27 protein-coding genes and 1 pseudogene are annotated in these 25,973 nt (G+C 67.9%); 18 read left to right on the top strand and 10 right to left on the bottom strand.

The features are described from left to right. Window positions 1-50 precede the first annotated feature (50 nt). Window positions 51-632: a TetR family transcriptional regulator gene (locus ACIOD2_RS01860; protein WP_400533154.1), complete on the top strand. Its 582-nt coding sequence runs from the start codon at window positions 51-53 to the stop codon at window positions 630-632. Here the strand turns inward: ACIOD2_RS01860 and ACIOD2_RS01855 are convergent. Both ACIOD2_RS01855 and ACIOD2_RS01850 read right to left on the bottom strand, forming a co-directional pair. Next, a complete protein-coding gene (locus ACIOD2_RS01855; protein ID WP_400533152.1) occupies window positions 618-1,037 on the bottom strand; it encodes a DUF3237 domain-containing protein in 420 nt (139 codons plus the stop codon). The two genes, ACIOD2_RS01860 and ACIOD2_RS01855, sit on opposite strands and share 15 nt — an antisense overlap. Continuing rightward, window positions 1,034-1,486, bottom strand: coding sequence for an ester cyclase (locus ACIOD2_RS01850; protein WP_400533150.1), 453 nt, complete (start codon window positions 1,484-1,486; stop codon window positions 1,034-1,036). The genes ACIOD2_RS01855 and ACIOD2_RS01850 overlap by 4 nt, the downstream gene beginning before the upstream one ends. Before the next feature lie 59 nt (window positions 1,487-1,545). Between ACIOD2_RS01850 and ACIOD2_RS01845 the strand changes: the two genes are divergently transcribed. Together ACIOD2_RS01845 and ACIOD2_RS01840 are read left to right on the top strand one after the other, a co-directional pair. After that, window positions 1,546-2,133 (top strand): TetR/AcrR family transcriptional regulator, encoded by a 588-nt coding sequence (locus tag ACIOD2_RS01845; RefSeq protein WP_400533148.1) that lies wholly within the window; start codon window positions 1,546-1,548, stop codon window positions 2,131-2,133. Between the two features lie 6 nt (window positions 2,134-2,139). Further along, window positions 2,140-2,553: a DUF5655 domain-containing protein gene (locus ACIOD2_RS01840; RefSeq protein ID WP_400533146.1), complete on the top strand. Its 414-nt coding sequence runs from the start codon at window positions 2,140-2,142 to the stop codon at window positions 2,551-2,553. Here ACIOD2_RS01840 and ACIOD2_RS01835 read toward each other — a convergent pair. After that, complete coding sequence (locus ACIOD2_RS01835; protein ID WP_400533144.1) at window positions 2,548-3,090, bottom strand: TetR/AcrR family transcriptional regulator; 543 nt, start codon at window positions 3,088-3,090, stop codon at window positions 2,548-2,550. The two genes, ACIOD2_RS01840 and ACIOD2_RS01835, sit on opposite strands and share 6 nt — an antisense overlap. A 104-nt stretch (window positions 3,091-3,194) precedes the next feature. On the opposite strand from ACIOD2_RS01835, the gene ACIOD2_RS01830 reads away from it, so the two are divergent. The 3 genes from ACIOD2_RS01830 to ACIOD2_RS01820 all read left to right on the top strand — a co-directional run bounded on the left by ACIOD2_RS01830 (window position 3,195) and on the right by ACIOD2_RS01820 (window position 6,361). Then, window positions 3,195-4,094, top strand: coding sequence for an NmrA family NAD(P)-binding protein (locus ACIOD2_RS01830; protein ID WP_400533142.1), 900 nt, complete (start codon window positions 3,195-3,197; stop codon window positions 4,092-4,094). A gap of 22 nt (window positions 4,095-4,116) precedes the next feature. Then, entirely contained in the window at window positions 4,117-4,566 is a 450-nt protein-coding gene (locus ACIOD2_RS01825; RefSeq protein WP_400533140.1) for an HIT family protein, read from the top strand. Window positions 4,567-4,723: 157 nt separating this feature from the next. Continuing rightward, window positions 4,724-6,361 carry a DUF4041 domain-containing protein gene (locus tag ACIOD2_RS01820; protein WP_400533138.1) on the top strand — a complete coding sequence of 546 codons (1,638 nt, stop codon included), beginning with the start codon at window positions 4,724-4,726 and terminating at the stop codon, window positions 6,359-6,361. A gap of 23 nt (window positions 6,362-6,384) precedes the next feature. Here the strand turns inward: ACIOD2_RS01820 and ACIOD2_RS01815 are convergent, their stop codons facing one another. From ACIOD2_RS01815 to ACIOD2_RS01805, 3 genes are all read right to left on the bottom strand, one after another. Further along, on the bottom strand, window positions 6,385-7,602 hold the full coding sequence (locus ACIOD2_RS01815; protein WP_400533136.1) for an FAD-dependent monooxygenase: 1,218 nt from the start codon (window positions 7,600-7,602) through the stop codon (window positions 6,385-6,387). A 31-nt stretch (window positions 7,603-7,633) separates the two neighbouring features. Beyond that, on the bottom strand, window positions 7,634-10,639 hold the full coding sequence (locus ACIOD2_RS01810; protein WP_400533134.1) for an ATP-binding protein: 3,006 nt from the start codon (window positions 10,637-10,639) through the stop codon (window positions 7,634-7,636). Between the two features lie 110 nt (window positions 10,640-10,749). Then, the gene (locus tag ACIOD2_RS01805; protein WP_400533132.1) at window positions 10,750-11,286 is read right to left on the bottom strand and encodes a hypothetical protein; all 537 of its coding nucleotides are present in this window, start codon (window positions 11,284-11,286) and stop codon (window positions 10,750-10,752) included. A gap of 646 nt (window positions 11,287-11,932) precedes the next feature. Between ACIOD2_RS01805 and ACIOD2_RS01800 the strand changes: the two genes are divergently transcribed. The 5 genes from ACIOD2_RS01800 to ACIOD2_RS01780 are packed head-to-tail and all read left to right on the top strand — an operon-like array spanning window position 11,933 to window position 16,280. Then, entirely contained in the window at window positions 11,933-13,093 is a 1,161-nt protein-coding gene (locus ACIOD2_RS01800; protein ID WP_400533130.1) for an aminotransferase class V-fold PLP-dependent enzyme, read from the top strand. Between the two features lie 23 nt (window positions 13,094-13,116). Beyond that, a complete protein-coding gene (locus ACIOD2_RS01795; protein WP_400533128.1) occupies window positions 13,117-14,091 on the top strand; it encodes an NAD-dependent epimerase/dehydratase family protein in 975 nt (324 codons plus the stop codon). After that, window positions 14,048-14,950, top strand: coding sequence for a hypothetical protein (locus ACIOD2_RS01790; protein ID WP_400533127.1), 903 nt, complete (start codon window positions 14,048-14,050; stop codon window positions 14,948-14,950). The genes ACIOD2_RS01795 and ACIOD2_RS01790 overlap by 44 nt, the downstream gene beginning before the upstream one ends. Then, window positions 14,947-15,501, top strand: coding sequence for an AAA family ATPase (locus tag ACIOD2_RS01785; protein WP_400533125.1), 555 nt, complete (start codon window positions 14,947-14,949; stop codon window positions 15,499-15,501). Before ACIOD2_RS01790 ends, ACIOD2_RS01785 begins: the two co-directional genes overlap by 4 nt. A gap of 8 nt (window positions 15,502-15,509) precedes the next feature. Next, window positions 15,510-16,280 (top strand): hypothetical protein, encoded by a 771-nt coding sequence (locus ACIOD2_RS01780; RefSeq protein ID WP_400533123.1) that lies wholly within the window; start codon window positions 15,510-15,512, stop codon window positions 16,278-16,280. 45 nt (window positions 16,281-16,325) lie between these two features. Here ACIOD2_RS01780 and ACIOD2_RS01775 read toward each other — a convergent pair. Next, window positions 16,326-16,604 (bottom strand): annotated as a pseudogene (locus tag ACIOD2_RS01775) (epoxide hydrolase N-terminal domain-containing protein); the annotation flags it as partial. Window positions 16,605-16,666: 62 nt separating this feature from the next. Here ACIOD2_RS01775 and ACIOD2_RS01770 point away from each other — a divergent pair. After that, window positions 16,667-17,632, top strand: coding sequence for a helix-turn-helix transcriptional regulator (locus tag ACIOD2_RS01770; RefSeq protein WP_400533121.1), 966 nt, complete (start codon window positions 16,667-16,669; stop codon window positions 17,630-17,632). Here ACIOD2_RS01770 and ACIOD2_RS01765 read toward each other — a convergent pair. Both ACIOD2_RS01765 and ACIOD2_RS01760 read right to left on the bottom strand, forming a co-directional pair. Next, window positions 17,601-18,098: an SRPBCC family protein gene (locus tag ACIOD2_RS01765; protein ID WP_400533119.1), complete on the bottom strand. Its 498-nt coding sequence runs from the start codon at window positions 18,096-18,098 to the stop codon at window positions 17,601-17,603. The genes ACIOD2_RS01770 and ACIOD2_RS01765 overlap by 32 nt on opposite strands. Before the next feature lies 1 nt (window position 18,099). After that, window positions 18,100-18,435, bottom strand: coding sequence for an ArsR/SmtB family transcription factor (locus ACIOD2_RS01760; protein WP_400533117.1), 336 nt, complete (start codon window positions 18,433-18,435; stop codon window positions 18,100-18,102). An 89-nt stretch (window positions 18,436-18,524) separates the two neighbouring features. On the opposite strand from ACIOD2_RS01760, the gene ACIOD2_RS01755 reads away from it, so the two are divergent. The 6 genes from ACIOD2_RS01755 to ACIOD2_RS01730 all read left to right on the top strand — a co-directional run bounded on the left by ACIOD2_RS01755 (window position 18,525) and on the right by ACIOD2_RS01730 (window position 24,699). Continuing rightward, entirely contained in the window at window positions 18,525-19,724 is a 1,200-nt protein-coding gene (locus tag ACIOD2_RS01755) for an ROK family protein (protein WP_400533115.1), read from the top strand. A 143-nt stretch (window positions 19,725-19,867) separates the two neighbouring features. Next, complete coding sequence (locus ACIOD2_RS01750; protein WP_400533113.1) at window positions 19,868-20,887, top strand: ABC transporter substrate-binding protein; 1,020 nt, start codon at window positions 19,868-19,870, stop codon at window positions 20,885-20,887. After that, window positions 20,884-21,657, top strand: coding sequence for an ABC transporter ATP-binding protein (locus ACIOD2_RS01745; RefSeq protein ID WP_400533112.1), 774 nt, complete (start codon window positions 20,884-20,886; stop codon window positions 21,655-21,657). Before ACIOD2_RS01750 ends, ACIOD2_RS01745 begins: the two co-directional genes overlap by 4 nt. Beyond that, on the top strand, window positions 21,654-22,496 hold the full coding sequence (locus tag ACIOD2_RS01740) for an ABC transporter permease (protein ID WP_400533110.1): 843 nt from the start codon (window positions 21,654-21,656) through the stop codon (window positions 22,494-22,496). Before ACIOD2_RS01745 ends, ACIOD2_RS01740 begins: the two co-directional genes overlap by 4 nt. Then, entirely contained in the window at window positions 22,493-23,806 is a 1,314-nt protein-coding gene (locus ACIOD2_RS01735; protein WP_400533108.1) for an LLM class flavin-dependent oxidoreductase, read from the top strand. Before ACIOD2_RS01740 ends, ACIOD2_RS01735 begins: the two co-directional genes overlap by 4 nt. Further along, complete coding sequence (locus ACIOD2_RS01730) at window positions 23,803-24,699, top strand: TauD/TfdA dioxygenase family protein (RefSeq protein WP_400533106.1); 897 nt, start codon at window positions 23,803-23,805, stop codon at window positions 24,697-24,699. Before ACIOD2_RS01735 ends, ACIOD2_RS01730 begins: the two co-directional genes overlap by 4 nt. 56 nt (window positions 24,700-24,755) lie before the next feature. Here ACIOD2_RS01730 and ACIOD2_RS01725 read toward each other — a convergent pair whose 3' ends face one another. Then, window positions 24,756-25,943, bottom strand: coding sequence for a M20 family metallopeptidase (locus ACIOD2_RS01725; RefSeq protein ID WP_400533104.1), 1,188 nt, complete (start codon window positions 25,941-25,943; stop codon window positions 24,756-24,758). Between the last annotated feature and the right edge of the window lie 30 nt (window positions 25,944-25,973).

Raw genomic sequence — 25,973 nt, 5'->3', positions numbered from 1 at the left:
AAGCACCAGCGTGCTGGCTTGTCAACCAGTGTTGGCCTACACTTGTTGGCATGAGTGCCGAGCCCTCCCCCCGCCGGTCCGACGCCACCCGCGCGGCCATCCTCGACGCGGCCCGCCGCCGGTTCGCCGCCGACGGCTTCCGCCGCGCGACGATCCGCTCGATCGCGGCGGACGCGGGCATCGACCCGTCGATGGTGATGCGGTACTACGGCAGCAAGGACGGCTTGTTCGCGGCGGCCGTGGACGTCGCGCTCGACCTGCCCGACCTGGGCGAAGCCGACCCGGCCACGGTCGGCGAGCTGCTGACTCGGCAGTTCCTCGTGCTCTGGGAGCAGCCGCCGACCGACGAGATCCTGCTGACGCTGCTGCGCTCGGCCGTGGCCGACGACGCCGTCGTCGAGAAGATCCGCGAGGTGTTCGCCGGCCAGGTGACCCCGGCGGTCCTGCGGTTCGGCGCCCCGGCCGACGCGCCCCGCCGCGCCGGGCTCGTCGTGACCCAGCTGTTCGGCCTGGCGCTGACCCGGTACGTCCTGCGGTTGCCGCCGGTGGTCGCCCTGACCCCGGCGGAGATCGTCGAGGAGATCGCCCCGACGATCCAGCGGTACCTGGCCGGCGGCTCAGCGCACCAGTGAAACCCCGTAGGCGACGCCGCCGTCGACCAGGTAACCCGAACCGACGCAGACGACGTCGTTGAGCCACGCGTAGTCCGCCGAGCCCGTCTGGAACACCGGCGTCGTCCGGAAGTAGTCGCCGGCCCGGCGGCCGCCGTAGGTCATGAGCAGCAGGGCGCCGTCGTGGGTGCGCAGCGTGAGGCGGACGTCCAGGGTCATCGCGCCGCCGGGTCGGAACCACGTCCAGTCGCCGCCCCCGGCGAGCACCTCGCCACGCAGCCGCGGGCCGGTGAACGAGCCCCCGGCGGCGCCGAACAGGATCCGCCCGTCACCGAGGTCGAGCGGCGGGTCCAGGTCCACGACCATGTCGAACAGCGGCTCGGTCGCGATCTCCGCGACCGGCTCGACCCGCGCGTCGGCACTCACGCGCCACCTCCGGCGGGCAGCTTCGCCCGGACGGCGTCGGTCGAGACGCCCGACTGGGCGCACAGTTCCGAGAGGTCGAAGAAGAACCGCTCGCGGGCGATCAGCCCGTCGCGGAAGCCGAACTCGAGGAACACCGGCAGCTCGGCGCGGCCGCCGGCCGGCACGACGCCGAAGCGGTCGCCGGTCATGGTCATCCGCGCGGTCCCCCAGCAGACGAGCGTCTCACCGTCGTCCGCGTGGCCCCGCAAGGTGACTTCGTAGTCCGGGAAGGACGCGAAGAACCTCGTCAGGGCCTTCTCGTTCGCCGCGATCCCCTGCGCCGCCGTCCCGAAGGCGGGCGTCTCCAGCACCATGTCCGGGTGACACAACGCGAGAGCCGCGGCCACGTCCCGGCGGCCTTTCGCGACGGCCAGCTCCTGGGCCAGCTCGAACATCCGATCTCCGTCCATCAACAAAACATACGACCGTACGTACGTATTTGACAAGACGCGTGGCAGGATGGCCGTCGATGAGTGAGACGACGGACCTGCGGCTCCTGCGTGGCGCCCGCACGAGGCGGACGATCCTGCGCCACGCCGTCGACGTGGCGTCGCTGGAGGGGCTGACCGGGCTCAGCCTCGGGCGCCTCGCCACAGACCTCGACCTGAGCAAGAGCGGGATCCAGACCCTGTTCGGCACCAAGGAGAAGCTGCAGCTCGCGACGGCCGAGTGCGCGGCCGTCACGTTCGCCGAAGCCGTCGTCAGCCCGGCGTTCACCGCACCCGCCGGCGCGCCTCGACTGCGAGAGCTGGTCGAGCGGTGGCTCGACTACGCGTCGGCGCCGCTCTTCCCCGGCGGCTGCTTCTGGGCGGCGAACCTCGCCGACTTCGACGGCCGGCCCGGCCCGGTCCGCGACACGCTGACGAGCCAGCGGCGGACGTGGCGCGCCCTCCTCGCCGCGGAGCTGCGCGCGGCCGGGAACGGCGACGCCGACCTCGCCGCGTTCGAACTCGACGCCGTCCTCCTCGCGACCAACACGGCGCTGCGGATCGGCGAGGACGGCGCCGCGGACCGGGCGCGCCGCGCACTTTCCCGCCAGCTCACCGGCGCGAGGTGAGGCGGCGTGCCGACCCGGTGGACGTGCCCGCGCTGTGATCGCGAGTTCGCGCGCGCCGGTCAGGGGCACACCTGCGTGCCGGGCTGCACGGTCGACGACACCTTCGCCGGGCGTTCCCCGGCGCAGCGCGCGATATACGACGCGATCGCCGCGCACCTGCGCACCCTCGGCGAGTTCCACGAGGACGCCGTCAAGGTCGGCGTGTTCCTCAAGCGCGACAGCAAGCTCGCCGAGGTGCGCCCGCGCTCCCGCGATGTCCTGTTGTACCTGTTCCTGCCGGGCCCGGTCGAGACGGCCCGGATCCGCCCGGCGTGGGGCACCACGGGAGCGCGGGTCGGGCACCGGGTGAGCCTGCGCGAGGTGTCCGATGTGGACGACGAGGTCCGCGGCTGGCTGACCGCCGCGTACAACTTCTCATGACGGGCTGATCCCCCGCACCGCCAATCCCAGCAGCCGCAGGGCTTCCCCGGCCGGGTCACGCCCGTGCTCGGTCGCCAGCACGATGCCCGTCACCACCGCGACCAGGTCCGCCGACGTCACCCCGGCCGCCACCGCGCCCGCCGCGATCGCCCGGCGCAGCAACGGTGCACCGGCGTCCGTGAGCCGGACGCAGACGTGTTCACGGTCCGGTTCCTCGTCCTGGATCAGCGCCGCGGCCATGCCCCGCGCGGAAGCGGCGTACTCGGTCAACGCCGTGAGCCAGTCGAGCAACGCGGCCCGCGGGTCGTCGGCATCGGCCAGCTCGAGGGCACGGCCGTCGAGTGCGTCGACGCGCTCGCGGAAGACGGCGTCCAGCAGCGCGCGCCGGCTCGGGAAGTGGCGCCGCACGGTTGCGGACCCCACCCCGGCGGTGCGGGCGATCTGCTCGAGCGACGCGTCCGCGCCGTGGTCGGCGACCTCCTGCGCCGCCACCGCGAGGATCCGCGCGTAGTTGCGCTGGGCGTCGGAACGCGGCACGAGCACCTCCCGGAAAACTGGAAGTGGCGGGGGCCGCCACTTAGTGGCTATCGTAGCGGACACGAAGTGGCGGGCCCCGCCACTTAGCTGTCGAAGGAGTCCCCATGTCCCCCGTCCTCGTCACCGGAGCCACCGGCAAGCAGGGTGGCGCCACCGCCCGTGCCCTGCTCGCCGCGGGCGTCGAAGTCCGCGCGCTGGTCCGCGACCCCGGTACCGAACGCGCCGAAGCCGTCCGGGCGCTCGGCGCCGAGCTCGTCACCGGCGACCTGTACGACCCCGGTTCGCTCGGCCCGGCGCTCAAGGGCGTGCGCGGCGTGTTCTCCGTGCAAATGCCTGACATGACCGACCTCGAAGGCGACTCCGAGTGGGTCCAGGGCCGCAACCTGGTCGACGCCGCCCGGGACGCGGGGGTACCGCAGTTCGTGCACACGTCGGTCTCGGGCGCCGGGCAGCACCGCACCTCGCCGGGCTGGGACGAGGGCCGCTGGAAGTCGATGGAGCACTACCTCGAGACGAAGACCGCGATCCAGGACCGCGTCCGCGAGGCCGGTTTCGCGCACTGGACGGTGCTGAAGCCGGGGTTCTTCATGGAGAACTTCCTCCCGCCGTCGTTCCTGCTCCCCCACGGGGTCGATGGCGGGATCGTCACGATCATCAAGCCGGACACGGAACTCGCGCTGATCGCGGTCGACGACATCGGCGCGGCGGCCGCGGCGGCCTTCGCCGACCCGGCCCGCTTCGACGGCGTCGAGCTGGAGCTGGCGAGCGAGCGCCGCACGATGGCGGGCGTCGCCGAGGTGCTCTCCCGCGCCTTCGGCGCCGAACTCACCGCGCCGGACCTGACCGCCGAAGAAGCGTTGGCGGCCGGCGCGCCGGTGTTCACGCTGCGGCACGAGTGGCAGAACGAGATCGGCCACCCCGCCGACCCGAAGTTCGCGCGGGACCTCGGCATCCCGCTGACGTCGTTCACCGACTGGGCCGCCTCGCACCTGACCGCGAGCTGATCTTCCCGCTACGGTCGGCGGCATGAGGAAACCACCGCAGCTCCCCACGACCACGCCCGGCGGCACGTGCATCTTCTGCGCGATCGCCACGGGGGACGCCCCGGCGACGTTCGTGCACGAGGACGACGAGTTCGTCGCGATCGTCGACCTGCGCCCGGTGTCCACCGGTCACCTGCTGGTGCTCCCCCGGGCCCACGCCGAGGGCCTGGCCGACCTGCCCGCCGAGGCGGGCGCCCGGATGTTCACGATCGCCCAGGAGCTCGCGGCGGTGTTGCGCCGCACGGAGATCCGGACCGAGGGGATCACCCTGTTCCTCGCCGACGGCGCGGCGGCGGGCCAGGAGATCCCCCACGTCCACCTGCACGTGATCCCCCGCCACCCGGACGACGGCTTCGTCCTCGAGGCGGACTGGCGGGTACGGGACCGGGCGGAGCTGGAGGCGGTCGGGAAGCAGGTCCGCGCGGCGCTGTAGACAACACGTCTGCCGACATGAGTAACGATTGGGGAGGCTGTCGTAACACCAGGCAATCGCGACTCGACCACTGACAAGTACGTCAGGTAACCGCAACCGCACCCCGAGGGTGACTACGCGGAGCGGTTCGGCTGATCGCGAGCAGGAGGACAGCGGGATGGGGTACCGGTTCAATCCGCCGCCGAATTGGCCGACCGTTCCTGCCGGATGGACGCCGCCGCCCGGGTGGCAGCCACCTTCCGATTGGCCCGCACCGCCGCAATTCTGGCAACTGTGGACCATCGAGCCGGACCCCCAGCCGCCGGCAGCATCCGCCCCGGCAGGACGCAGTGGACCGTTCGGTGCCAGAAAGCGCCTCCGGACCGCCGAAGCCGACCTCACCACCGCCCTCGCCCACGTGGAAAAGACCACCGAGGCACTCCGCTCGGAGAAAGCCAAGTCCGAGCAGCTGGCAGCTCGTTTGCGTGAGGCCACCACAAGTCGCGACGCGTTGTCGACGCGGGTACACGACCTCGAAGCGCGCTACGCCGAATTGCGTGGCAAGGACGCGCTGGCCCTCGAGAACGAGAGCAGGGAGATGCGAGAGACCCTCGCCCGGCTGGCACGGGACGGGGAGGCACGACGAGCGGACCAGCAGAGCAAGCAGGACCTCGCCGAAACGGAACTCGCGGCCGTCCGCCGTCAGATCGGCGAAGCCACAGGAACCTTGACCGCACTGCGCAACGAGATCGTCGAGACGAAAGAACTCACCCTGCTACAGGAAGCAGGAATCTACGAGTTCCGGCACCGTCTCACGGACGCGGTCGCGTACAAGGCCGCGCTGCAACGGCTGAGGGACTCCATCAAGGTGTCCGCGAAGAACAACCACGCAATCACCGCCAGTACCGACTGGACGGTAAACGGCTCGGCCGTCGAAGGTCAGCGGATGATCCGTGATTTCTCCAAACTGATGCTGCGCGCCTACAACGCCGAAGCAGACAACTGTGTGAGGTCGATGCGTCCCTATCGGGTGGACTCGGCCAAGGACCGGCTCACGAAGACACGAGACGTCATCTCGCGGCTCGGCAAGACCATGAGCATCAACATCTCCCCCGGCTACCACCGATTGCGGATCGAGGAGCTCGAACTCACCGCCGACCACCTCGCCAAGGTGGAGGAAGAGAAAGAACGCATCCGCGCCGAACGGGAACGGCAGCGCGACGAACAGCAGGCACAACGGGAGTTCGAGCGTGAGAAGGCCCGTCTGAGCAAGGAACAGGCGCACTGGCAGACCGCGATGCAGAAGTGGTCCGAATCCGGCGATCAGGCCAAGACCGCTGCGGCCCAGGCCAAGCTGAACGAACTGGACGAAGCCATCCGGGGCGTCGAAGAACGCGAGGCCAACATCCGTACCGGGTGGGTCTACGTGATCTCCAACATCGGATCCTTCGGCGAAGGGGTCGTGAAGGTTGGCCTCACCCGACGGCTCGACCCGCTCGAGCGGGTAAGAGAACTCGGGGATGCATCGGTGCCTTTCCGCTTCGACGTCCACGCCAAGATCTTCGATCCGGACGCGGTCAGCCTCGAGACACAACTCCACCAACGGCTCGCCGACCGGAGGGTCAACCGGGTCAACCTCAGACGAGAGTTCTTCTACGCGACGCCGGCCGACATTCTCGAGATCCTCGAAGAGATGGGGGTCAGGGACAACCTCGTCGATTACGTACAGGAACCCGAAGCCCAAGAATGGCGCTCCAGCAGGAAGATCGCCGACACCGCCGCTGGTGGCCGACCGCTACCAGCGACAGTGGGGTGATCGGCGACGATCCGACAAAGCCGTCACACGGCGACCGCGTAGTCCTTCAGCACCAAGGCGTTCGCCGCGTCGCGGATGGGGGCGGCGATCTGCTCCAGGATGCGGTTGCGGCCCGGCATGTACGGCATCAGCTTGATCATCCGGGTGTTGAACCACGCGAACGCGCGGGACTGCGGGATGATGCCGCGCAGGGCCGACTTCGCCAGGGCCTGGTTCTTGTCGATGTACGGCCGCATTTCCGCTTCGTACCGCTCGAACGCCACCTCGTGATCCCCTGCGGCCGCGGCGAGTTCGCCCGCCAGGACGTACGCGCCCGCCAGGGCCAGGCTCGTTCCCTGGCCCGAGGCCGGGGACGGGCAGTAACCCGCGTCGCCAAGCAGCGTGACGCGGCCAGCCGTCACCCGGTCCATCAGGATCTGGCACACCGGGTCGAAGTAGAAGTCGCCGGCTTCGCGCATCGAGTCCAGCAGCTCGGGGATCTGCCAGCCGAGGCCGGCGAACTGGTCGGCGACGAGGTTCTTCTGGCCGTCGACGTCGCGGCGGTCGTACGGCAGATCCTTGCCGGTGAACCAGAACGCGGCCTTCGCGTCGTCGGCGCGGGCGGTGCTGTAGACGTTGACCATCTTGCCCGGCGCCGCCGAGTGCAGCAGCTCCCAGCGATCGAGATCGAAGCTGTTGGGCACGGTCGAGATCGAGATGTAGGCGTCGAACCGCTTCAGGAACCGCTCCTCCGGGCCGAACGCCAGTGCGCGGACGCCGGAGTGCAGGCCGTCGGCGCCGACGACCAGGTCGAACCGGCGGGGCGCGCCGTGGGCGAAGGTGACGTGGACGCCGTCGGCGCGCTGGTCGAGGCCGGTGATCCAGTCGCCGAAGACGTACTCGACGTCGTCGCGGGTGTGGTCGTAGAGGATCTTCGCCAGGTCGCCGCGGAGGATCTCGGTGTCGTCGCCGTCGCGGAAGCCGAACGTGTCGGCGTCCAGCTTCGCGATCTGCTTGCCGCGCTTGTTCACGAACCCGGCGCCCCGCATGTCGGTCGCCACGGCGTGCACCTGCTCCAGCAGGCCCATCCGGCGGACGACGTCGACGGCGGTGCCGCGGATGTCCACCTTGTACCCGCCTTCACGCAGGCTCGGGGCGCGTTCGACGACGGTCGGGCGGAAGCCGTGGTGGTGCAGCCACCAGGCGAGGGCGGGGCCGGCGACGCTGGCGCCGGAGATCAGGATTTCGCGGTTGTTCGTCATGCTTCGCAGCGTGGGCGCGGCCGCTGACCGCTCACGAACCGAGCGCCGACCGCCACTGACCGAAGTCCTGAAGAGCCTGGTCAGGCGGCATTTCCCGGCCCTGCTCGAAGGCCTTGACGTAGGCGTCGCCACCGATGCGGGCGCGGACGGCGCCGGTCACCGCGGCCACGTCGGTGTCCCCGGTGACGTCCGTGCCGCGCAGCCCGACGGCGACGCCGAGCAGAAACGCGGCCCGCTCGTCCTCGGCCCGCGCCGCCAGCACCCCGGCCAGCCCTTCGACGGCCCGCGCCGCGCCCGGCAGGTTCGTGTGCTCCAGCGCCGTGGCCAGGGCCTCCTGGTGCAGCTCGGTCGCCTCGTCGAGGCCGCCCTCGGCCGCGGCCGTCCAGCCGAAGCCGGTGTACAGCCCGATCCGCGTCTCGCCGCCGGTCACCGGGTCGGCGGCCAGGCCGATCGCCGAGGTGTACCAGCGCCGGGCCGCGGCCAGGTCCCCCGCGTGCCGCGCGATCTCGCCGAGCCCGCCGCGCGCCCGGGCGAGGGTCAGCGTCGTGCCCGCCGCCCGCGCCAGCTCCGCCGCGGCTTCGTAGTCCGCCTGCGCCCCCTCGGTGTCGCCGGCCCGCAGGACACCGTCGGCGCGGCGGCAGAGCAGGTCGGCCGCGTCCTCGGCGGCACCGAGCTCACCGGCCAGCCGGACGGACTCGTCCATCAGCTCGCGGAACCGCGCGTGGTCACCGCGCCAGTCCGCGAACTCCGCGAGCTTCTCCAGCGTGGTCGCCTCGCCCCAGCGGTCGCCGAGCTCGCGAAAGCCTTGCAGCGACGCCGAAAAGTGCGCCTCGGCGTCGTCGATCCGGCCGCGGTACTGCGCGCCCAGGCCGTCGCCGATCCGCGCGAACGCCCGCGACCAGGTGTCCTGGCCGATCAGCGCGGCCAGCCGCTCACCCTCCTTCGCCTTGGTGCGCGGGGAAAACGCCCACAGCAGGAAGAGGTACGGGTGCCGCAGGGGCCCGTCGAGCGCTTGCAGGATCGGTTCGATCCCGACGTCGGTGGCCGACGCGTGGATCAGGCAGACGACGTACTCCTCCTCGAGCCCGGGCGGCGGCTCCGGGCCGACGGCGGCGAGCACGGCGTCCGCGAACGGCCGGGCCTCGCTGCGCAGGCCGCGCAGCCACCAGTACCACGTCAGGGCCGCGAACAGCCGCAACGCGGTTTCCGGGGCCTCGGCGGCACTCCAGCGCAGGGCCGCGTGCAGGTCGGCGTGCTCGGCGGTCAGCTGCGCCAGCACAGTGAGCTGGTCGGCGCCGCGCAGTTTCGGCTCGGCCGCGCGGGCGAGGTCCAGGAAGTACTTCGCGTGCGCCGCCGGGTCGCCGGTGCCCTGCTCGGCGCAGAACGCCCGGATCGTCTCCAGCATCCGGTACCGGCCGCCCGTGTACTCGACGAGGGACTTCTCGACGAGCCCGGTGAGCAGGCCGTCGGTGTCCGGGACGGCGCAGACCCGCTCGACGGCGTCGAGCCGCGCGCCGCCGGCGAACACCGCGAACCGGCCGGCCAGCAGCTGTTCGTCCGGGTCGAGCAGGTCCCAGCTCCACTCGACGACCCCGCGCAGCGTCCGGTGCCGCGGCTCGGCGGTCCGCTCGCCGCGCGACAGCAGCCGGAAGCGGTCGTCGAGCCGGGCCGCGACGTCCTCGGCGGCCATCGACCGCAGCCGGGCGGCGGCCAGCTCGATCGCCAGGGGCAGGCCGTCGAGGGCGACGCAGATCCGGGACACGGTCGCGGGATCGAGGTCCACGCCCGGGACGACGGCCGCGGCGCGGTCGGTGAACAGCCGCTCGGCGGCGTCGGCGGACAGCGCCCCGACCGGCACCAGCGTCTCGCCGGTGAGGCCGAGCGCCTCCCGGCTGGTGGCCAGCACCCGCAGGCCGGGGCACCCGCCGAGCAGCCGCCGGACCAGCCGCGCGGCCTCGGCGACAACGTGTTCGCAGTTGTCGAGGACCAGCAGCAGGGGCCGGTCGGCGAGCCCCGCGGCCAGCCGGTCCGCCGGGTCCGCCGCCGCGCCCGGTGACAGCACGCCCTGTTCGCGCAGGCCCAGGGCGGCCAGGACGGCCTGCGGCACCTCGGTCGTCGTCGCCAGTTCGGCAAAACACACTTCGCCGGCTTCGCGGGACGCGGTTTCGACGGCGAGCCGGGTCTTGCCCGCCCCGCCCGGGCCGGTGAGCGTGACGAGCCGGGCGTCGCGCAACGCCGTGGTCAGCCGGTCGAGCTCGGCGCGGGCGACGAACCCGGTGAGCGGCACCGGGACCCGGCGCGCCGGAGCGGGCGCGGCCGCCCGCAGGACGGCGACGTGCGCGTCCGCGAGCTCCGGCGACGGGTCGGCGCCGAGTTCGTCGGCGAGGCGTTCCCGGATCCCGGCGAACACGGCCAGGGCCTCGGCGGACCGGCCGCTGCCGTGCAGCGCGCGGATCAGCTGGGCCACGAGCCGTTCGCGCAGCGGGTGCTCGCCGGTCAGCTCCCGCAGCTCCGCGACGAGCCGCTCGTGCCGGCCGAGGGCCAGCCCGGCTTCGATCCTGTCCTCGGCCGCGGCCACGCGCAGCTCCGCCAGCCGGGCCGCGCGCGGCGGGTCCGCGAGCCCGTCGAGCGCCGGCCCCCGCCACAGCGCGAGTGCCTCGCCGAACAGCTCCAGCTTGGCTGCCGGGTCCGCGGTTTCCCGCGCCTCCGCCGTGAGCGCCTCGAAGCGGTGGACGTCGACGTCCTGGGGGTCCACGGCCAGCCGGTAGCCGGCGGGGGTGAACTCGACCAGGCCGTCGGGCGCCCCGCCGTCCCGCAGCCGCCGTCGCAGCCGCGAGACCTGGGACTGCAGCGCCTCGGCGGCACCCTCGGGCGGGTCTTCGCCGTGCAGGCCGTCGATGAGCCGTTCGGCGCTGACGACGCGCCCGGCGTCGAGGGCCAGCAGCGCGAGCAGCCCGCGCAACTGCGGGCCGCCGAGGGCGACGGGGGTCCCGTCCGGACCGTGGGCTTCGACCGGCCCGAGAATGGCGAACTGCACGCCGCCGATTCTGTCCCAGCAACGCCGGTCGTGCGGGTGCTTTGGCCGTGAACGCGCCCGTCCACCACTCCGGTCGCTCGCGATGGAGGCTCGCCGCCGAGTACGGCGGCTCAGGGGCGAAGCTTGCGGAAGAACGCGCGAACGTCGGCCACGAGCAGCTCCCCCGCCTCCATCGCCGCGAAGTGGCCGCCCTCGGCGAACTCCGACCAGTGCTCGATCTTCTCGCCGGGGTCCATGATCCGCCGGACCACCGGCGAGCTGTCGAACACGGCCCAGCCCGCCGGGACGTCCGAGGGCGCCAGCCAGCCGTGGCCGGAGTGGGCCGCCTCGTAGAGGAACCGGGCCGCGGTCGCGCCGCTGCGGGTGAACCAGTACAGGCTGACTGTCGTCAGCAGCCGGTCGCGGCCGATTTCGCCGTTCGTCCACGCCTCGAACTTCTCGGCGATCCAGGCCAGCTGGCCGACCGGCGAGTCGGTGAGCCCGGCGGCGATCGTCTCCGGCTTGTGCGACTGGATGTCCAGGTAACCGCGCCCGGCCTTCCACGCCTCCCGGGCGGCGTCCAATTCGGCCTGTTCGGCGCCGCTCAGGTTCTCCGGCATCGGGAGCTGTTCCCCGGCGAGGGCGATGGTCCCGCGGTCGCTGTTCACGTGGGCGCCGATGACACGCTCCGGGTAAAGGTCTCGCGGGCTGGGCGAGCAGAACCAGCCAACTCTGGAACCTACACTTCGTACTACTCGACCACCTTCACCCGACGCTTGCCGACACCTGCCAGGCGGCCAACGTCGCCCCAGAACAGATCGATCTGCACCACTTCTGCGCCATGTGCTAGCTAATGCCCCGGCCCAGCTTCTCAAGCCCAACCGAGCCGACACCGATCGCAGGCTCCTGAGCTATCCGCCACCTGAGCCTAGACACCCACGCCGGCGAGAACAACCAGGCATCCGCAGACCAGTTTCGCGGACAGAGTCTTGTATCCAACGACGACGCCATTCGCCGAATGTTACCTGCCCTGAACGACATCATCTTCCCAAGATCGAAACAGCTCGAAGCTCGTTACCTCAGCAACAACCTTCTGGAAGGCCAGCATCAGCTTAGTCCGCGGTCCGTTTGCCTTCTATCCCCTCGGACGACAGGACAAGGACAAGCAATGTCGATCAAGAGACGTGCATGACCACTACTGAAATGCACCCGTAACCTTCTCTGGTCAGACCCAAGGTTCAACCTCTTCCACCTCGGGGACCGGGCACCGTTCGACATGCAACATCGGCCGCCCAAGATGTAGGCTATCCAGCTGTGGCCATCGACGAATACACAGGCAGGGCTCCCGCAACTCGCGACACAGACGCAGTGCACCTTGACGCCGCTGGCTGCGCTCTGATGGCAGACCAAACCGTTGACGCACAGCTTGCAAGCCTCACTGCCGAAAGAGTGCACGCGGTCACCGCCGAGACGAAGATCAAAGCACGAGCGTCAGTAGCTAGGCTGATCAACGCTGATCCACGCGAGATTGCGATCTTGCCGAGCGGCAGCCTCGCCTGGTTTCAGGCACTCACATCCATCCCTATCCGCGCAGGTCAAACTATTCTAGTTTCGAGCTCAGAGTTTTTTGTAAACTATATTGCACTGCTTCGTTACGCAAAGAACAGACCTCTCGCACTGCAACGAATCCCCGATGATCACTACGGAAGATCATCCAGCGAACAATTAACAAAAATTCTTGGTTCACACGTTGGACTTGTATGCGTGACGCATATGTCAAACAACAGCGGGTCACTCAACCCAATTCACGAGATCGCCAAGATCTGCCGAACGCGTAACGTTCCTTTGCTGGTTGATGCATGTCAAACTGTTGGACAGGTACCCCTTGACATGAAGGAGATCTTTTGCGACTACCTCGTGGGCACAGGCAGGAAGTTTCTTCGGGCCCCACGAGGAACAGCCTTTCTATACGCAAAAAAAACTAGCCTAACTAATTGGCCTACAATAATTGATTATCCGACTGCGCGACTGGATCAATCACTTGCCCCCATGACCAGAGTTTCAGATGCCGCCATATACGAGCTCGGGGAGCAAAATTTAGTTGCCCTTGCAGGACTAAAAGCCGCAGCAGATAGCGCCATGGAACTCGACAGCACCGTTATCTGGCGACAGATAAATGACATATCCCTGCTCGTGCGCGATTGCCTGCGCAGTCTGCCACTTATATTGCATGAACACGGACCAGAGTCAGGGGCAATTGTAACATTCCATTCAAAAGAGATAGATTCACAAGAAATCATCTCCCGATTGGCCGATCGACACATCTTCGTGGGGTCAGCGCGACGGCGCTCCACTCCGCTCGATCAATGCTCAAATGAACGCGACTTAGTTCGAATCTCTCCCCATTACTATAATACTCGTGAAGAAATCATGAATCTTCACGAAGAACTGGGTCGAATACTATACCGATTTTAAAGATAACCTCGATTGGAAGAGACTTGAGCACCGTCGAAAAAGTTCTCGTAACGGGGGCCGGTGGATTTATCGCCGGACATCTGATCTCTCAAATACATCAACGTTGGGGGACCGCACACATTGTCGCACTAGACCGAAAGCCGACGAATCTTTGGAGTCAACTGCATCCGTACTGCTCAATCGTCATTGAGGACCTAACAAGTCAGAGCAACCGCCAGATAGTCGAAGACTTTGATGTCGTCTTTCACCTTGCCGCCGACGCCGGCGGAATGCCTTTCATCTCTACAAACAACTATAACTGCATGAAGGACATAGCGAGCACTCAGCTTATAATCGACTCGGCCTTGGCCGGAACCATAGGCAAAATTGTCTTCACGTCATCCGCATGCGTTTATCCAGAATCTCGCCAAGGCGACTCCCCGACTCCACTGCAAGAATTATCGGCACTTCCCGCGGAGCCCGACAGTGGCTACGGGTGGGCGAAGCTCTACTGCGAAAGGATGGGAAACTATGCAAAATTCGAATCCGGTATCAAATTTCGCTCAGCCCGACTCTTTAACGTATACGGCACAATGTGCTCCACAGGAGAGCCGCGAGAAAAAGCTCCAGCAGCCATAGCGCGGAAGATTCTTCACTCACAGCATTTGGGCCTAAACTCAACAACCCTCTTGGGTACCGGCAAGGAAGTGCGATCATTCCTACACGTTTCAGACTGCACAGAAGGACTACTGCGTCTTGCAGAGGATTCCTCGAATATCAGTGCAATAAATTTTGCTTCACTAGACTGCATAACCGTAAATGAACTTGCCGAAATGATCGCACTTATTTGCAATTACAAAGGAACTTTTCAGTTCAATTCTAGACACACTGGAGTGTCAACACGAATACCTTGCATCAAACTTGCCAAGAAAGCGCTAAATTGGAGCCCAAGTAAACCCCTAAACGATGGCCTGAATGAACTTGTTTCCTACATTCGCTCCACAATACGAAATACGTGAACTCATTGCCAAGATTCCAAACTTTTCGCAATGCCGTCAGCTAGTCAAAAGAGGGGTTTACCCAATGGATGCCGCAACAATCGCAGGACTATGGTTCGGCGCTGTTGGAGCAATCCCCGTCGTCAGTGCCATAACAGTTGGTTTCTCAAAAAAACGAAGAGGAAGGCGGTCCATCGGATTCGGTCGCACGTGCTCAGTTGATGTTGTATTAACCTTGTCGGCAAATACCCCAAGCGATCACGGTGCACCGATCGTGCGCCCACTCACAGGGATAGGTCAAGTAACAGGAACGGCACACATCTCACGCTTCTTGGCAAGGTTTTATCTACGCAAAAATGTACGCATTCACTTGAGCGGACACATTAACCATCGAATCGATGGTGACGAGATTATACTTGGTGGTCCCGCGAAGAACGAGGAAGCTGCCCGACTCTTAGGTCAATTACGCGAGAACTTCCACTTTAGAGAATTTCTTTACAACGACGAAGGCGCACTATCTATACGAATTGTCACCGATGACGGCAGAAGTTTCGATGTACCCAAATACGATACGGGGATAATAAATGGGGTAGCAAAGCGGGACCTGGTCCTTATCGTCTGCAGCGATTCCATAAGCGCACGCGGCGATCGTCGACGAGCATTATTATCTTCAGGATTCACTTCATATGGCACCAGTGCCGGCGTTGAATACATCTTCGAAGATCTTGCAACCATGAGTCGAAGAAAAATATACCGAGCGCTCGATCTTAAACCGCGCATGCCGCTCCAAATAGTCTTGATTATTGAAGTTGAATTTTCAGGAATTTCCGTGAAGCGCCTGGAGCGGAAATTTTGCTGCATAAGGTCGGAGCGAAAGTGAACGAAAATGAACCGAACAGTTTTACGCTAACTCCATTTGTACTTCAACTAGCAGGCCTTGAAGGCGTGGGAAAGACGACGCTTGCGCGAACTTTGGAGTGCCACTTTCAAGGGATCGTTAACATCAACAAGGATTTCTACTTATGGTCGATGATGTGCCAAGGCATCAGCAAGGAGGTTGCTGGCCCAAACGCATACGACTTGATGTTCATAGTTGCGGCCGAGTCATTAACCAATAATAGGGGCGTGATTATTGACTCACCCGTCTTCAGCTTACGCACCCTTGAGAATGGCCAAGCATTGGCAAAACGAGCAGGTGTTCCTTACTTCTTCGTGGAACTTTGCCTAACCGACTCCGCAGAGCGATCCAAACGACTCTCAGATCCGAGTAGATTGCCATGCCAAGCCCGCACACTTGATGAATGCAAAATCGGAGCCCAAACAATACGACCTTCTGATTCACCGGTCATAACAGTCGATGCGTCAGCCAGCGTCGCGGAGTGCACCGCCTTGATTGTAGCAACGCTGCAGGATAACCTAGCAGAAGGTTGATATCTCATATGATCGATAATCGTGGCAGTAATGCTCTCTTTTGGTCGAACACAATTGATGCACCCGCCGACCGCGCCGTAGTCCTCTTCTCCGGAGGCAGAGATTCTACTCTCGCAGCAGTTCGCTGCATCATCAACGGCCAGCACCCAATCTTGATTAATTTTGACACCGGATTCGGCACGGGTCGATCGCTGGTCAATAACCGAATAGACGAGCTTGAAGATTGCTTTGGCAAAGACCGAATTACATTCGGTAACGTTCCGATATATGGCCTAGTGCGATCGGTAGCATGCAGGGATCTCGTTGAGGACGTTCAGAAATATGGCGCAAATCTCATACCATTAGGAGAAAGTTTAGCAATGCATGCCGCCGCAATCGTAATAGCGAAACAGCTCTCAGCAAGCCACGTTGTCAATGGATTTTCCGGCTATCAGTCCAATCTTCCAGAACAGATTCCGACGTCAATCTCCACCATCCGCCGATTTGTTGAGAGCTACGATATTAAGTTGATAACACCACTGGCTAAATCCACTTACGTGCAAGACGTACAATATGAGTTAATCCAGTATGGTATTACCCCAAAATCACTCGAATCTGTTTCCATATTCGCAGACTGCTGCGAGCCTGTCGAAGACGAAGTCAGCGTCATCGACTATATTGAATCGAAACTTCCGATACTGGGCGAGTTTGTCCAGAGACTAATTGGCGCGGACCTTGAGAGTAACTACGACCACGCGATCGGTCCCTCCATAAGCGATCGGGAGATACCAATCGAATAGCTCCCAAGTACGACCTAAGATTTAGAAAGGCGAACCGAAGGACGACTCCAGCGAGCGGACGTGCAGGAAGTGGATCCGCTGGCCGTCGATCTCGGTCGTGAACTGCGGGAAGGCGTTGAGCGCGGCCTCCTGCGCGCGCCAGTCGTAGCCCGTCCGCCAGTACTCGGCCAGCTCGCGGACCCGCGAAGGCGGGATGCCGCGGGACCAGTCCGGCCGGTCGCCGGGCACTGGTTCGGGGTAGCGGGCGGCGGCCAGGCGCCGGTGCAGCTCGTCCAGCTCGGCCTGCGGGATCTCGACGCGGAAGGGGCGGATGTCGTTCGTCATGGGCAGGACGCTAGAGACGATTGCGGAAGGGTTCCTTCCGCAATCTCTGCCATTCTCGAAGGATGTTGCAGACCTCCGCGCGGCTCCTGCGGTTGCTGTCGCTGCTCGAGACGCGGCGCGACTGGACCGGCGCCGACCTGGCCGGCCGTCTCGGCGTCACCACGCGCACCGTCCGCGCCGACGTCGGCAAGCTGCGTGACCTCGGCTACCCGGTCGAGGCCTCCCCCGGCGTCCAGGGCGGGTACCGGCTCGGGGCGGGCGCGCAGCTGCCGCCGTTGCTGCTGGACGACGACGAGGCGGTGGCCGTCGCGGTCGGGCTGCGGACCGCCGCCGGGGTCGCCGGGATCGAAGAGACGTCGGTGCGCGCGCTGGCGAAGCTGGAGCAGGTGCTGCCGTCGCGGCTGCGGCACCAGGTGCACGCGCTGCAGGCCGCGACGGTCGCGGTGCCCGGCACCGGCCCGGCCGTCGACGCCGACGTGCTGAGCGTGATCGCCTCGGCGATCCGGGCCGGCGAGCGGCTACGGTTCGGCTACACCAGCCACGAGGGGACCGAAAGCCGCCGCGACGTCGAGCCGCACCGGCTGGTCAGCTGGGGACGGCGCTGGTACCTCGTCGCGTGGGACACCGGCCGCGACGACTGGCGCACCTTCCGCGTCGACCGGATGACACCCCGGACGCCGAACGGGCCGCGGTTCGCCCCGCGCGAGCCGCCGGAGGGTGACGTCGTGCGGTTCGTGCAGCGCAGCGCGGGCGCGGCGACCTGGCGCTACCACGCGAAGGTGCGCCTGCACGCCTCGGCCGAGCACGTGCGGGCCCGGCTGCCGCTGGCCGTCGACGTCACGACCGAGGGGCCGGACCGGTGCGTCGCCGAGGTCGGGTCCGACCACGCGCCGATGCTCGCGCTGTACCTGGGCCTGCTCGAAGTGGACTTCGAGGTGCTCGACGCGCCGGAGCTCGCCCGGGAGCTGGCGAAGACGGGCGAGCGGTTCCTGCGGGCTAGCGCAGCGAGTTCGCCAGCTCCTCGATGAGGTTCATCTGCTCCTGCATGCCGACTTCCATGCCGGACTCGAGGATCATGTCGCGCAGGGCCTTCGAAGTCGTCTGCGTCAGCAGGTGCACGACCGACCGGTCGCCTTCGAGGGCGGTGAAGGTGACGGTGTCGACCGGTACGTCGGCCTCCGGCACCGGGTCCGCGCCTTCGAACATCTCGGTGAAGACGAGCTTTTCGTCCGGCACGATCTCGCGGTACTCACCGTGGAACGCGACTTCGAAGCCCGCGTTGGCCTTGATCACGTACCGCCAGCGGCCGCCGGGGCGCAGGTCCATCTCGACCTCGGTGGTCGTCCCGCGGTGCCCGGCCCACCAGCGCTTCACCAGCTCGGGCGTGGTCCACGCGCGGTAGACCAGGTGCTTCGGCGCGTTGAACTCGCGGGTGATCAGGATCTGTTCGTCCGTGGGCAGGGTGATCTTCGCACTGCTCGCCGTCTCCACCATGTCAGTCCTCCTGTTGCTTCAGTTCGTCCAGCACGTCGTCCAGCAGCTCGAAGCGTTCCGACCACGTCCGCTCGTAGCGCCTGACCCAGTCGTGGATGGGTTTCAGCGCGGCGCCGTTGAGCCGGTAGACGCGCTGGCGGCCGTCCTCGCGCACGTCCACCGCCCCCACCTCGCGCAGCACCCGCAGGTGCTTGGACACCTGCGGCTGGGCCAGTCCGAGCAGGCCGACGAGGTCCCCGACCGACCGTTCGCCGGCCATGAGCTCGTCGAGGATCTGCCGCCGCCGGGGTTCGGCGACCGCGTTGAAGGTGTCCGCCGTCGTCGCTGCTCGTGCCACGCGGCAATCATATGCCCATATGGGTATGCGTCAAGTCCTGCATCCTGGGCACCCTGGGCTCGCGCCGCGGCGTCTGCCACGATCGAGCCATGACGGCGGGGGCCGACGGTCCACAGAGGACGGACGCGCGCGGCGCCCGGCGCAGTGCCAGCGCGAGCGCGGTCCTGCGGGCGGTCCTCGACGACGGGCCGATCGCGCGCAGCACCATCGCGCGGCGGACGGGGCTGTCCGCGGCCGCCGTCACCGGGCACACCGCGGACCTGACGCGGCTGGGGCTGCTGCGGGACCTCCCCGAAGCCGAGCCCCGCCGGAGCGTCGGCCGGCCGCACGTCCCGGTCGGCCTCGACACCGGGCGCCACGTCGTCGGCGCGCTGCACCTGGCCGTGCACCACGCGACCGTCGCGCTGCTCGACGTCCGCGGCGAAGTCCTGGTGCAGCACGAAGAACCGCACGACGGGCTGGCCGCCGAGGACCTGCTCGCGCGGGCCGCGGAGATCCTCGACGACCTGCTGCTGGGGCACGCGCCGGACCGCGAGCCGCTTGGCCTGGGTGTCGCCACCGGCGGCTGGGTCGACCGCGATTCCGGCACCGTGGTCGACCACCCGCTGCTCGGCTGGCGTGACGTCCCGGTGCGCGACCTGCTGACCGCCTCGACCGGGCTCACCGTGGCGGTCGACGGGCACGCGCGCTCGCTGGTGCACGCCGAACAGCTCTTCGGGCACCCGCGGGCACGGGAAAGCGTCGTGCAGTTGTTCACCGGCAACGTCGTCGACGCGGCGTTCGCCACCGGCGCGGTGGTGCACCACGGCCCGCGCTCGGCGGCGGGCGCGGTCGCGCACCTGCCGGTCGACGACAGCACCGAACCCTGCCGCTGCGGGCGCACCGGCTGCCTGGAGGCGACCGTTTCGGAAGCGACGCTCGCGCGCAAAGCCGGCGTGTCCTTTCCGGAATTGCTCGCGCTCGCGACGGACGGGGAAACCGCAGCAGTGCGGTTGTTCCAGGACCGCGCACGGGTGATCGGCCAGGCCGCGGCGTTGCTGCTCGACGTGCTGAACCCGGCCGTGCTCGTGCTGGTCGACCGGAGTGTAGCCCAGGTGCCCGGGTGCCTTCCCGCCATCCGGGACGAGGTCCGCGCGCGCTCCCGCAGCTGCGCCGATCCGACGGAAACCGTTGTGGCAACGAGCTTCCCGGGCACGGAGCTGGCGACGGCCGGCGGCGCGGTGCTCCTCGACGTCCTCTACGACGACCCGCTCGGCCCGCTCCTGACGCGGTTGTCCCGCGCCTCGTGAAGCGCGGGAGTTAATTCAGAAACTCGCAAAGTTGACCGTGCTCGCGGCGGCTGCGAACAATTGGTTCATCCCCACCGGCGCCCTGCCGGCCGTTTCGGCCGGTGGTCGCGTCGTGCCGACTCCCGAGCCGAAAGAGCCCCACAGTGAAGAAAACTCTGCCCGCCCTCGTCGCCGCCGTGGTGCTGCTGTCCGGGTGCGCTTCGGCGACGGCCACCGGCACTCCCGGGCAACCCGAAAAGCTCGAACTGCGTTACCAGGGCAGCGCGAACTCCGTGACGCTGCCCGAGCTCGCCGAGGACCTGGGCTACTTCGGCCCGGTCAAGCTGAAGTGGGTCGGCAACACGATCAGCGGCCCGCAGGACATCCAGTCCGCGGCCACCGACCAGACCGACTTCGGTGGCGCGTTCACCGGCGCGGTCGTCAAGCTCGTCGAGGCCGGTGCGCCGGTCAAGGCGGTCGTCAACTACTACGGCTCCGACGAAAAGTCCTTCCTCGGCTTCTACACGAAGAACGACAGTCCGATCCGGACGGCCCGCGACCTGATCGGCAAGAAGGTCGGGGTCAACACCGCGGGCGCCAACCTCGAAGCCGTCCTCGACCTCTGGCTGCAGCGCCAGGGCCTGTCCGGCGACGAGATCAAGCAGGTGCAGCTCGTCGTCATCCCGCCGGTCAACGCCGAGCAGGCGCTGCGCAACGGCCAGCTCGACGTCGCGGCGCTGCAGGGCATCCTGCAGGACCACGCCGTCGCGGCCGGCGGCGTGCGCCCGCTCTTCAGCGACGTCCAGGCGTTCGGGCCCTACAACGGCGGCCCGTACGTGCTGCGCACCGACTTCATCAAGAAGTACCCGGAGACCACGAAGCTGTTCGTCTCGGCCGTGGCACGGGCGATCGAGTGGGAACGCACCACCCCGCGCGACCAGGTGATCGCCCGGTTCACCAGGATCATCCAGGGCCGCGGCCGCAACGAGAACACGAACACCCTGCAGTACTGGAAGAGCGTCGGCGTCACCCACGGCGGCCTGGTCTCCGACCAGGACTACACCCTCTGGTCGCCGTGGCTGAAGCAGCAGGGCCTCATCAAGGGTGACGCGCTGGACACCGGAAAGCTCTACACCAACGAGTTCAACCCCTACCGCGGCGGCGCCCCGGCGGTGACCAAGTGATCGAGATCCGTTCCGTCACCAAGACCTTCGGCGCGCTCACCGCGCTCGACGACGTCTCCCTCGCCATCGCCGACGGCACGTTCCTGTCCCTGGTCGGGCCGAGCGGCTCGGGCAAGTCGACCCTGCTCGACCTGCTCGGCGGGCTCACCACGCCGACGTCCGGCGAGATCCTCATCGACGGCGAGCCGGTGCGCGGCCCCGGTCTCGACCGCGGGGTCGTCTTCCAGCAGTACGCGCTGTTCCCGTGGCGCACCGCCCGCGCCAACGTCGAGTTCGGCCTCGAAGGCGGCCCGCTCGGCAAGCGGCAGCGGGCCGAGCGGGCGCGCGAATACCTCGGCCTGGTCGGGCTTTCCGGCTTCGAGGACCGCTACCCGCACGAGCTGTCCGGCGGGATGAAGCAGCGCGTCGCGATCGCGCGCAGCCTCGCCTACGACCCCGCCGTGCTGCTGATGGACGAGCCGTTCGCCGCGCTCGACGCGCAGACCCGCGAGCAGCTGCAGGACGAGCTGCTGCGGATCTGGCGCCGCACCGGCAAGACGATCGTGTTCATCACCCACGGCATCGACGAGGCCGTCTACCTCGGGCAGCGGGTGGCGGTGCTGACGTCACGGCCCGGACGGCTCAAGGCCGTCGTCGACGTCGACCTCGGCGACCGCACGGGCGACGTGCGCTCGTCGGCCGAGTTCGGGCGGCAGCGCCACCGGCTGTGGGAGCTGCTGCACGACGAGGTCCGCCGGGCCGCCGAGACCGAACGGAGCGCCGTCGGATGACGACCACCCTCGAAGCCCCGGCCGTCCACACCGGACCGGCGGACCCACCGCCCCGGCCGCGGCGGTTCACGAAGAGGCTGACCCGCGCGGTGCACGGCTCGGCCGCCGTCGTGCTGTTCGTGGCGCTCTGGGAGCTGCTGCCCCGGTTCGTCCTCGACGAGAGCACCCGGACGTTCCTGCCGCCGCTTTCCGAAGACCTGCAAGCACTTTGGGAGCTCACCCTCGACGGTCAGCTCGCCGACCACCTGGTGGCCAGCATCGGCCGGTCGGCCGCCGGGTTCGCGATCGCCGTCGCCGTCGCGGTGCCGCTCGGGCTGCTGATCGGCTGGTACCGGCCGGTGGCGCGGTTCCTGCAGCCGCTGCTGGAGCTGGCCCGCAACACCGCCGCGCTCGCCCTGCTCCCGGTGTTCACGCTGCTGCTGGGCATCGGCGAGCTGTCGAAGGTCACGCTCGTGGTCTACGCCTGCGTGTGGCCGGTGCTGCTCAACACGATCGCCGGGGTCAACACCGTGGACCCGTTGCTGGTCAAGGCCGCGCGCTCGCTCGGGCTGTCCAGCCAGCGGCTGTTCCGGAAGGTGATCCTGCCCTCGGCGGTGCCGACGGTGTTCACCGGCATCCGGATGGCCGCGTCCTACTCGATCCTGGTGCTGGTCGCCGCCGAGATGGTCGGCGCGAAGGCCGGGCTCGGTTACCTGATCAACACAAGCCAGGTCAACTTCCAGATTCCCCAGATGTACGCCGGGATCATCGCGGTCTCGGTGCTCGGAGTGCTCGTGAACTCCGGTTTCGTCGTCCTCGAACGGCGGTTCTCGACCTGGCGCCCCAAGGAGAAGCCATGATGCACCTGAACGCGTTCGTGATGCCGAACGGTCACCACGAGGCCGCCTGGCGGCACCCCTCGACCGACCCGCGCCGGGCCCGGACGCTGCAGCACTACGCCGACATCGCCCGGACGGCCGAGCGCGGCAAGCTCGACTCGCTGTTCCTCGCCGACGGCGTCGCGTTGTGGGGCAACGTGAAGCACAACTCGCACAGCCACTTCGAGCCGCTGACGCTGCTGTCGGCGCTCGCCGCGTCCACGGTCCACATCGGACTCATCGCGACGGCGTCGACGACCTACAACGAGCCCTACCACCTGGCCCGGAAGTTCGCCTCGCTCGACCACCTCTCCGGCGGCCGCGCGGGCTGGAACATCGTGACGTCGGCGGGCATCGACGAGGCGCGCAACTTCAACCTGGCCAAGCGGCCGTCGCACGACGCGCGCTACGACCGGGCCGAGGAGTTCGTCGACGTCGTCAAGAAGCTCTGGGACAGCTGGGACGACGACGCCGCGCTGGTCGACCGGGAGACCGGCGTCTACGCCGACACCGACCGGATCCGGCCGATCGCGCACGACGGCGCCCACTTCCAGGTCCGCGGGCCGCTGAACATCGAGCGCCCGCCGCAGGGCCACCCGCTGCTCGTGCAGGCCGGGTCGTCCGAGACCGGCAAGGAGTACGCGGCCCGCCACGCCGAAGCCGTGTTCACCGCGCAGCAGACCTTCGCCGAGGGCAAGGCGTTCTACGACGACGTCAAGGGCCGGCTCGCCCAGTACAGCCGGACGCCGGACGAGATCAAGATCCTCCCGGGCATCTCGCCGATCCTCGGCCGCACCGAAGCCGAGGCGCGCCGGCGCGAAGCCGAGCTGAACGCGCTGATCACGCCGGAGTACGGGCTGCGGCAGCTGTCGAAGATGCTCGACCACGACGTCACCGGCTACCCGCTCGACGGCCCGCTGCCGGAGGTCGGCAGCTTCACCGAAGGCGGCCAGAGCCGGTTCGACCTGGTCGTCGGCCTGGCCCGGCGCGAGGACCTGACCATCCGGCAGCTGCTGGAGCGGCTGGCGGGCGGGCGCGGGCACCGCGTCTTCGCCGGCACGCCGGTCCAGGTGGCCGACGAGCTGGAGGCCTGGTTCACCGGCGGCGCCGCGGACGGCTTCAACGTCATGCCGCCCACCCTGCCCGGCGGCCTCGACGACTTCGTCGACCTCGTCGTCCCGGAGCTGCAGCGGCGCGGGCTGTTCCGCACCGAATACACCGGATCCACCCTGCGCGAGCACTACGGCCTCGCGCGTCCCGTCAACCGCAACCGAGTGAAGGAGCCCGCATGACCACCATCGGCACCGACGTCCGCAAGCTCACCGGGAGGATCGGCGCCGAGATCGTCGGCGTCGACATCTCCGGCGAGCTCGACGCGTCCCAAATCGCTTTCCTGACCGACGCCCTGCACGAGCACAAGGCGCTGGTCTTCCGGAACGTCGAGCTCGACGACGAGGGCCAGCAGCGGTTCGCCGCGCGCTTCGGCGAGCTGACCAAGGCGCACCCGACCGTGCCCGCGGTCGACGGCGCCCCGACGATCCTGCCCGTGGACAGCGAGCAGGGCCGCGCCAACCACTGGCACACCGACGTCACCTTCGTGCTCAACCCGCCGAAGGCCAGCACCCTGCGCAGCCTCGTGGTGCCGCCCTACGGCGGGGAGACGCTGATCGCGAACGCCGGCGCGGCCTACCGCGACCTGCCGGAACCGCTGCGGGCGTTCGCGGACACGCTGCGCGCGGAGCACACCAACGACTACGACTACGTCCGGCCGCCGGAGACCCTCGACGAGAAGGAGCAGGCCCGGCGCGCGCAGTTCGTGTCACGCAAGTACCGGACCCTGCACCCGGTGGTGCGGGTGCACCCGGCGACCGGCGAGCGCGGCCTGTTCATCGGCGGCTTCGCGCAGCGAATCGCCGGCCTGTCGGTCGGCGAGTCGCGGGACCTGCTGCGGCTGCTGCAGTCCTACGTCACGCGGCCGGAGAACATCGTGCGCGTGGCGTGGGAGCCGAACCAGCTGGTGCTGTTCGACAACCGGATCACCCAGCACTACGCGATCGACAACTACGACGGCCTCCCCCGTCGCCTGAACCGCGTCACGGTGGCCGGCGACGTCCCGGCGGGCATCGACGGCACGCCGAGCGAGTCCCTGGAAGGCGACGCCTCGCACTACACCCCGGTGGCGTAGTTCCGTGAAGGCCACCTTGAGGGACTCAGAGTCCCTCAAGGTGGCCTTCACGGCTTTCAGTACCCGTTCCGCTCCTGGGCGCGGAAGTAGTCCCAGGCCCGGCTGACGAGCGACGGGTGCGTCCGGAGGTCGATCGCCGTGCGGGCCAGTGCCGCGGCCGACGCCAGCATCGCCGCGCGGCCGCGGGGGCTCGCCGCCGCTTCCGCGAACTCCCGGGTGTGGTCCGGGTACTCCGCGGCCGCGATCGCCACGAACGGGTGGATCGCCGGGACGCGGAGGCTGACGTCGCCGATGTCCGACGAACCCAGGAACACCCCCGGCTCGGGCGGTCCGGCGTGGATGCCGCACGCGGCGAGGTGCTCGGTGAACCGCTCGGACAGCACCGGGTTGTCGCGGAAGTGGGCGTAGCCGCGGCCGAGGCGTTCGACGTCCACCTTCGCGCCGGTCGCCAGGGCCGCGCCCTGCGCGCAGGTCGTGACGTCCTCGACCAGCCGGTCCAAGGCGTCCGCGGTGAGCGCGCGAAGGCCGAAGCGGCCTTCGGCGCGGTCGGGGACCACGGTGGTCGCCTCGCCGCCGTCGGTGACGATGCCCTGCACGTGCGAGCCCGCGGGCAGCCGCTGGCGCAGGGCCGACAGCGCGACGAACGCCTGGATCAGCGCGGCGAGCGCGTCGACGCCGTGTTCGGGGTCGCCGGTCGGGTGCGCGGCGCGGCCGTGGAAGGTGACCTTCAGCTCGACCCGCGCGGTCAGCGGCGCCCACGACCACGAGTGCACTCCGGGGTGGACCATCAGGACGGCGTCGACGTCGTCGAAGATCCCCGCTTCGGCGAGTGCCTGCTTGCCGCCGCCGCGTTCCTCGGCCGGTGCGCCCACCGCGAGCAGTGAGCCCCGGCTGTCGCCGAGGACGTCCTTCGCGGCCAGTGCGGCGCCGAGCCCGGCCGCCGCGACCAGGTTGTGGCCGGAGGCGTGGCCGAGGCCGGGCACCGCGTCGTACTCCAGCAGCAGCGCCACGCACGGGCGTCCGCTACCGGTGCGCGCGACGAACGCCGTGGGCATCCCGGCGGTGCCGGTCTCGACCTCGAAGCCGTCCGCGGCCAGCTCGCCGGTCAGCAGCTCGGCCGCGGCATGCTCCTCGAAGGACGGTTCCGGCCGCTCGTGCAGCCTGGTCGCCACGGCCCACAACCGCTCGTCCAGGCGCCCGACACACTCGTCGGCGCGCTCGTGCAGCTCCTCGTGCCACTCCATGCCATGGGAATACCCGCAGTGGGCCCGGTC

The sequence above is a fragment of the Amycolatopsis sp. NPDC088138 genome (assembly GCF_044741685.1).
Lineage (GTDB): Bacteria > Actinomycetota > Actinomycetes > Mycobacteriales > Pseudonocardiaceae > Amycolatopsis.
The sequence above is the reverse complement of the archived record's forward strand: the minus strand, read 5'-3'. Positions and strand labels throughout refer to the sequence as shown.

Excerpts from the sequence above, each read along its gene's own strand:
- ACIOD2_RS01860 (WP_400533154.1), top strand. The coding sequence starts at position 51 with ATGAGTGCCGAGCCCTCCCCCCGCCGGTCCGACGCCACCCGCGCGGCC.
- ACIOD2_RS01850 (WP_400533150.1), bottom strand. The coding sequence starts at position 1,486 with ATGGACGGAGATCGGATGTTCGAGCTGGCCCAGGAGCTGGCCGTCGCG.
- ACIOD2_RS01845 (WP_400533148.1), top strand. The coding sequence starts at position 1,546 with ATGAGTGAGACGACGGACCTGCGGCTCCTGCGTGGCGCCCGCACGAGG.
- ACIOD2_RS01830 (WP_400533142.1), top strand. The coding sequence starts at position 3,195 with ATGTCCCCCGTCCTCGTCACCGGAGCCACCGGCAAGCAGGGTGGCGCC.
- ACIOD2_RS01825 (WP_400533140.1), top strand. The coding sequence starts at position 4,117 with ATGAGGAAACCACCGCAGCTCCCCACGACCACGCCCGGCGGCACGTGC.
- ACIOD2_RS01820 (WP_400533138.1), top strand. The coding sequence starts at position 4,724 with ATGGGGTACCGGTTCAATCCGCCGCCGAATTGGCCGACCGTTCCTGCC.
- ACIOD2_RS01815 (WP_400533136.1), bottom strand. The coding sequence starts at position 7,602 with ATGACGAACAACCGCGAAATCCTGATCTCCGGCGCCAGCGTCGCCGGC.
- ACIOD2_RS01790 (WP_400533127.1), top strand. The coding sequence starts at position 14,048 with ATGAACTTGTTTCCTACATTCGCTCCACAATACGAAATACGTGAACTC.
- ACIOD2_RS01780 (WP_400533123.1), top strand. The coding sequence starts at position 15,510 with ATGATCGATAATCGTGGCAGTAATGCTCTCTTTTGGTCGAACACAATT.
- ACIOD2_RS01770 (WP_400533121.1), top strand. The coding sequence starts at position 16,667 with ATGTTGCAGACCTCCGCGCGGCTCCTGCGGTTGCTGTCGCTGCTCGAG.
- ACIOD2_RS01765 (WP_400533119.1), bottom strand. The coding sequence starts at position 18,098 with ATGGTGGAGACGGCGAGCAGTGCGAAGATCACCCTGCCCACGGACGAA.
- ACIOD2_RS01755 (WP_400533115.1), top strand. The coding sequence starts at position 18,525 with ATGACGGCGGGGGCCGACGGTCCACAGAGGACGGACGCGCGCGGCGCC.
- ACIOD2_RS01740 (WP_400533110.1), top strand. The coding sequence starts at position 21,654 with ATGACGACCACCCTCGAAGCCCCGGCCGTCCACACCGGACCGGCGGAC.
- ACIOD2_RS01735 (WP_400533108.1), top strand. The coding sequence starts at position 22,493 with ATGATGCACCTGAACGCGTTCGTGATGCCGAACGGTCACCACGAGGCC.
- ACIOD2_RS01730 (WP_400533106.1), top strand. The coding sequence starts at position 23,803 with ATGACCACCATCGGCACCGACGTCCGCAAGCTCACCGGGAGGATCGGC.
- ACIOD2_RS01725 (WP_400533104.1), bottom strand. The coding sequence starts at position 25,943 with ATGGAGTGGCACGAGGAGCTGCACGAGCGCGCCGACGAGTGTGTCGGG.